We start from the raw sequence: 6,518 nt of genomic DNA on the forward strand, positions 1-6,518 counted from the left end.
GTGTGGCAGGTACCTTATCGAAATTAGCAATGGATGTTTGCTTGTATATGAGTCAGAATTTTGACTTTATGAGTATTCCTTCAGAATTTACAACAGGCTCTAGTATTATGCCACATAAAAAGAATCCTGATGTATTCGAACTCATTAGAGGGAAATGTAATAAGATTCAGGCCTTACCATATGAGTTGAGTCTGCTTATGAATAATTTACCAAGTGGATATCATAGAGATTTACAGTTATTGAAAGAAGGAATTGTTCCGGCAATTCAGGATCTAAAAGCGTCTTTAGAAATGGCAATTTATGCACTAAAGAATGTGAAAGTAAACGAAAGTATTTTGGAAGATACTAAATATGATTATTTGTTTAGTGTAGATACCTTGAATGAGCTGGTCATGGAAGGAATGTCCTTTAGAGATGCCTACGTGAAAATTGGACAGGATATCGAAAAAGGGAATTACAAACCTGAAAAGAATACAAAACATACACATATAGGAAGTATTAATAACCCTTGTATTGATAAGATTAAAGAGAAATTAAATTCAGTATAAAAACAATAGTATTTTGTCATTCCAGCCTAGGCTAGAATTCATTTTAAATAAAAAATTATAAATTATTGAAGAGAAGTTGGAGCTGTTAATTGAGTGTAAGTTGAATGAAACCTCTTTTTAAAGGCGATAGCGCATTAAAAAGAGATAGTTGAATTCAATCCCGAACTTGTTTCGGGATCTCATTAATTGTAAATAAAAATATGAAGAGAAGTTGGAGCTGTTAATTGAGTGTAAGTTGAGTTAGTTTAATTTTTTCGCTCCGACCTAGACCCTCAGAGGAGTAGTTAACCGCTGAGGGTTGTTTTTTGTATAAAAAGTTTAATTATTAATATCTTAGTGTATACTTTGTAATTATTGAATAATATTAAAACCTAAACGTGTGAAAATAAGTTGTTTCGGAGAAGTACTTTGGGATATATTTCCTATTCATAAAAAAATTGGTGGAGCACCGCTTAATGTCGCTTTACGCCTAAAAACTATGGGTATAGATACCACAATTATTACCAGAGTGGGTATTGACGAATTAGGAAACGATATTTCTTCTTATATCCAGGGAAAAGGACTTCCTATTGGCACTATCCAGAAAGATCAAGTCCATAAAACAGGAGAAGTTTTAGTAACACTAGATGAAGAAGGTACAGCCTCATATGAGATCAGCAGACCAGTAGCTTGGGATTTTATCGAGAATACTGAAGTAGCCACAAAAGAAGTAGCAACTTCTGATGCATTTATTTATGGTAGTTTGGTGGCTAGAAATGATGTTTCTAGAAAGACGTTATTAGAATTGTTAGAACTTGCAAAGTTTAAAATTTTAGATGTTAATCTTCGTCCACCACATTATGATGCAGCTTTACTTTTAGAACTAATGCAAAAAGCTGATTTTATAAAGCTTAACGATGAAGAATTAGATGAAATCTGTACCTATTTTAACATACAAGAAAATACGATTGAAAATCAAGTAAAAGCCATAGCTAAACATACAGAAACTTCCCAAATTTGTATTACCAAAGGAGGAAAAGGCGCAACCTTATTTTATAACAATAGTTTTTACAACAATACCGGATATACCATAAAAGTAGTAGATACAGTAGGAGCAGGTGATTCCTTTTTAGGTACTTTGATTTCAAAACTAATCCAACAAATTGACCCGCAAACTGCTATAGATTATGCATGTGCTATTGGTGCTATGGTAGCAGGTAGCGAAGGAGCTAATCCAGTTTTTACAGATGAAGAGATTAAAGCATTTATAAGTGCACAATAACTATTTTATGTAAATTCGGGATAAAGCATAGTTTACAGTGTTTTTAATTCTCTTAAAATGAATATTTTAATAGTTTCAATTTAATACATCTCCCTAGATCCCTCTTCAAAAGAGGGACTTTTAGCTCCTCTCCTTCAAAAGGAGAGGTTGGGTGAGGATGTTTTCAAAACGAAAACTGTAAATATTTTAAAAATAAGTGTTTTATAGTTTTGTTACGTAGAACTCACACTACTTCAGTTCTCGAATCCATATGTTGCGATAATGGACTGGATTGCTATGATCTTGTAATTTTATAGGACCTTCTCCATGAGGACTATTCTTCGGTGGACCGATATATTCTGTTGTTCCTAAAATCTCAACATGATCCTGAACCAACACACCATTATGAATCACCGTAAAAGATCCTGATGTTTTCTTTTTACCATTTTCAAATTCAGGTTGATGAAATATGATATCATAGGTCTGCCACTGATCATTAGGTTTCGTTGCATTTACAAGAGGAATGTGTTGTTTGTAAATAGAAGTAGCTTGTCCATTAGCATACGTACGATTTTGATAACTATCTAGAATCTGTACTTCATATCTATTTTGAAAAAACACACCGCTATTTCCTCTTCCTTGTCCATCACCCACTAAAACATCTGGTGCTTTCCATTCTAAGTGTAATTGAACACTACCAAAATTTCTTTTTGTCTGAATATCTCCTGTACCTGGTTTTACAGTCATGGTTTTATCAGGATTAATGGTCCAACCTGCCTGTGTTGAATCTTTAGTAGCAATCCATTGCTCTAAATCTTCTCCATTAAAAAGTACAATAGCGTCCGAAGGAACATTCATCGTGTCAAATGAAATGGCTTTTGGTTCTGGATCCCAAACTTCTGTTTCTTTAGGGTCAGTAATTTCTTTTTGACTTTTAGTAACGATGGTATCTGTTTCAATTCTATCTTCCGGAACAGAAATGGATGTGTTTTCACGACATGAAAAAAGAACTAAAGCAATTATGGATAATGAAAAAATATTCTTCAATTTTAAATAGTATTTATTAGTTAATAGTATAAGTATTGGTAATCTCTAAAGTGATTTCAGACAAAAGCAATATAAAATAAGCGTGTTTATCTGGATTTCGAATACTTTGAGCAAATGACATCGCATTAAAGACATTCCAATTAGTAATATATATATCATTAGAGTGACTATGAACATTAGGATTTCGAAAAGATCTTGGGTTAGTGAAACCTAATATGTTATGACATAATTCATGAATGATAATACGTAGTCTATTACTATAAGAAGTGGAAAAAAATGGATCGTACAAAATAATGTACGGCCTGTTTTCTACAGGTATTCTTCTATGACTATGAACACCTACAGATTCAGCGTATATTTCTATACTGGCACCTTCTCCTCGGATAAAATCATCACCATCTAATGCACTGGCAAGCCTATGAACCTCAAAATGAGAAGCATGCCTATGCAATCTCTGAAGATTTAAATGTATTAATCTAAACTGCATATCATAATTAGAAATATGAGTATGCGCTCTTATATTACTAGAATTAGAAAGAAAACTTGCAAACAAAGAATTTTCTACCAATTGTCTTTGACGTGATGATAATATACGCCCTGGAGTTATAAAATCGTGTAACATATAATAAGCCCTTCGAATTAATCGTATAGCTCCATGATGTGCTTCTCTAACCTGCATCAATTCCGTTCTGGAAAAATCTGAAATTGTAATATTCATGCTAAGTTTTGAGTTTTAAGTTTTTGCGATACAGCGGTTTAAGCGACAATACGATTAAAGATATGAAATTCGAATAACATTAGGAGTCGTCCAAACCTAAAATTCTTCGAAGCTGTTCTTTATCAATATCAGCACCTGCAAAGTCATCAAATGCTTTTTGGGTAGCTTCAATAATATGGCTTTGAATAAATGGAGCACCTTCTCGAGCTCCTTGTTCTGGAGATTTGATACAACATTCCCATTCCATCACTGCCCAAACATCACATCCGTATTGGGTAAGCTTAGAGAAAATAGTTTTAAAATCGATTTGTCCATCTCCTGGAGAACGATATCTTCCTGCCCGATCTATCCAATCACTATATCCTCCAAACGCACCTTTTTTTCCGGTTGGATTAAATTCAGAATCCTTAACATGAAAAGCCTTGATAAACTCGTGATAGTGATCAATATATTCAATATAATCGAGTTGTTGTAGCACAAAATGACTTGGATCATATAGTATGTTCACTCGCTTGTGATTTCCTGTAGCTTCTAAGAAACGTTCAAAAGTAACACCATCATGCAAATCTTCTCCTGGATGAATTTCATAGCAAACATCCACGCCTTGCTCGTCAAAATGATTCAGAATTGGCAGCCATCTTTTAGCTAATTCTTGGAATCCCATTTCTACCAGTCCAGCAGGACGTTGTGGCCAAGGATGCATCGTATGCCATAAAAGAGACCCAGAAAATGTACCATGCCCACTAATTCCTAATCGGTTACTTGCTGTAGCGGCATTTTTTACTTGAGTTATTGCCCATTCTGTGCGTTTTTTAGGATTGTTTTTGCAATCGTCAGGAGCAAAATTGTCAAACATCAAATCATAAGCAGGATGTACTGCCACTAATTGTCCTTGCAGATGTGTAGATAATTCGGTGATTTCTAGTCCGTAATCAGCAATCTTACCTTTGAGTTCATCGCAATAGGTTTGACTTTCTGCTGCAGTGTCTAGATCAATTAGTCTGGTTTCCCAAGTAGGGATTTGAATACCTTTATATCCTAAATCAGATGCCCATTTGCATAATCCATCAAGTGAGTTAAAAGGAGCTTTATCATCCATAAATTGTGCAAGAAATACTGCAGGCCCTTTTATTGTCTTCATTTTCATAAGTTTTTAGTGGTGGTGTATATGTGTTATTGGTTAATTAAAAGTTTTACTGCGATCATAATGTCACCCAAGCAGCATTATGCTTACTACTTTCTACAGCAGCATAGATAAATTTCATTCCTCGAACTCCATCTTTTACAGTTGGAAAATCTGGTTTGTCTGAAATTGAGTTTCCTCTTTTAAAAGTTAGAACTTCTTTCGCAAAACTTCTATAAATAGTAGCAAACCCTTCTAAATATCCTTCAGGATGTCCTGCAGGGATTCTCACATAGGCAGAAGATTCTGGATACGTTCCGTTTCCGCCAGGAGTATAGATTTGTTTAGGTTGCTCTAACCATTTAACAATAAGTTGGTTTGGATTCTCCTGATACCATTCTACACTTCCTTTCGTACCATAAATCTTGACACCCAAATTATTTTCTTCTCCTGTCGCTATTTGCGAAAAAGAGATGATTCCTTTGGCTCCATTCTCGAAACGTACTAATATGTTACCATCATCATCTAGACTACGTCCTTCACCGAAAGCAGTTAAGTCTGCAGCCAGTGCTTCAATTTTGATATCAGTAATATATTCAATCAAGTTTTCAGCATGCGTACCGATATCACCCAAAGCACCTCCAATTCCTGATCTTTTAGGATCTACTCGCCATGCTGCCTGTTTTTGTCCGGTTTTTTCTACAGAAGTAGAAAGCCATCCTTGCAAGTAGTGAGCGTTTATTTTCCTGATAGTTCCTAAATCTCCTTTGGCAATCATAGCTCTTGCCTGTTTTACCATAGGATATCCCGTATAGTTATGAGTTAGTGCAAATATTTTTCCAGTGGATGCGACTACTTTTTCTAATTCAACAGCTTCTTCCAAAGTCAAGGAAAGTGGTTTATCACAAATCACATGAAACCCATGTTCGAGAGCCATTTTTGCTGGAGGAAAGTGCATATGATTGGGAGTAACGATAGATACAAAATCCATTCGTTCCTCTTCAGGAAGTTTTGCTTCTTCTAAGATCATTTCTTCAAAACTGCCATACACACGTTCATCAGGGATCCCTAATTCCTTTCCAGAAGTAAGACTTTTTTCTTTACTAGAAGAAAACGCACCACAAACTAAATTAACCATTCCATCAATACTCGCAGCCTTGCGATGCACATCTCCAATAAAAGATCCTGTGCCGCCGCCGACCATTCCCATTTTAAGTTTAGTCATAGTTAACTTTCTTTATATTCTATTTTTTCATTTTTGAAGAAGATAGCAAACAATAGCATTACTACAGCAGCAAAAATCGCAGGGAATATCCAAATACTATTCCAGTTATGTTCTCCTTCCGTTAGTATGTTTGCATCCGTGATTTTTCCGGCAATATAAAAACCTATAAGCATTCCAAATCCATAGGTTGCTAGTGTAATTAAACCTTGTGCAGCACTTTTGAACTTTTCTCCTGCTTTGGAGTCGGTATAAATTTGACCAGAAACGAAAAAGAAATCATAGCAAATTCCATGTAATACAATTCCAGTGATAATCATAAAAAATAAATCACCAGTATTACCATAAGCAAACAACAAATATCTAATTGCCCAGGCAATCATTCCAACTAATATTGTTTTTTTAAAACCATACTTTTTAAAGAAAAAAGGTAATAGGAGCATAAATACCACCTCTGAAACTTGCCCTATCGAAGCTAGTGCTGTAGAGTCTTCTACACCAGATTCTGTTAAGAATGGACTCAAATTCTGATAATAAAATGCTAATGGAATACATATTAGTACAGAAGAAATAAAAAATATCAAGAAATTTCTGTCTTTTAAAAGTTTGATCGCATCTAA

The 6,518-nt window shown here is 34.7% G+C and carries 7 protein-coding genes; 2 read left to right on the plus strand and 5 right to left on the minus strand.

The genetic code is table 11. The features are described 5' to 3' along the window. Positions 1 to 548, plus strand: a 548-nt coding sequence (locus tag GBO31_RS23130) for a lyase family protein (RefSeq protein ID WP_246615970.1), incomplete at its 5' end; no start/stop codon positions are given. Positions 549 to 927: 379 nt separating this feature from the next. Continuing rightward, positions 928 to 1,809, plus strand: a complete 882-nt coding sequence (locus GBO31_RS23135; protein ID WP_343211340.1) for a carbohydrate kinase family protein — start codon at positions 928 to 930, stop codon at positions 1,807 to 1,809. Positions 1,810 to 2,037: 228 nt separating this feature from the next. Here GBO31_RS23135 and GBO31_RS23140 read toward each other — a convergent pair whose 3' ends face one another. The 5 genes from GBO31_RS23140 to GBO31_RS23160 form a co-directional block, all read right to left on the minus strand. Next, positions 2,038 to 2,835, minus strand: coding sequence for a 3-keto-disaccharide hydrolase (locus GBO31_RS23140; RefSeq protein WP_246615971.1), 798 nt, complete (start codon positions 2,833 to 2,835; stop codon positions 2,038 to 2,040). 16 nt (positions 2,836 to 2,851) lie between these two features. Then, positions 2,852 to 3,553 (minus strand): hypothetical protein, encoded by a 702-nt coding sequence (locus GBO31_RS23145; RefSeq protein WP_219010990.1) that lies wholly within the window; start codon positions 3,551 to 3,553, stop codon positions 2,852 to 2,854. A 79-nt stretch (positions 3,554 to 3,632) separates the two neighbouring features. After that, a complete protein-coding gene (locus GBO31_RS23150; protein ID WP_219010992.1) occupies positions 3,633 to 4,694 on the minus strand; it encodes a sugar phosphate isomerase/epimerase family protein in 1,062 nt (353 codons plus the stop codon). A 61-nt stretch (positions 4,695 to 4,755) separates the two neighbouring features. Then, positions 4,756 to 5,901 (minus strand): Gfo/Idh/MocA family protein, encoded by a 1,146-nt coding sequence (locus GBO31_RS23155; RefSeq protein ID WP_219010994.1) that lies wholly within the window; start codon positions 5,899 to 5,901, stop codon positions 4,756 to 4,758. Between the two features lie 2 nt (positions 5,902 to 5,903). Continuing rightward, a partial coding sequence (locus GBO31_RS23160) for an MFS transporter (protein WP_219010995.1) occupies positions 5,904 to 6,518 on the minus strand: 615 nt, incomplete at its 5' end.

This window comes from Aquimarina litoralis (assembly GCF_019295435.1).
In the GTDB taxonomy this organism is placed as follows: domain Bacteria; phylum Bacteroidota; class Bacteroidia; order Flavobacteriales; family Flavobacteriaceae; genus Aquimarina; species Aquimarina litoralis_A.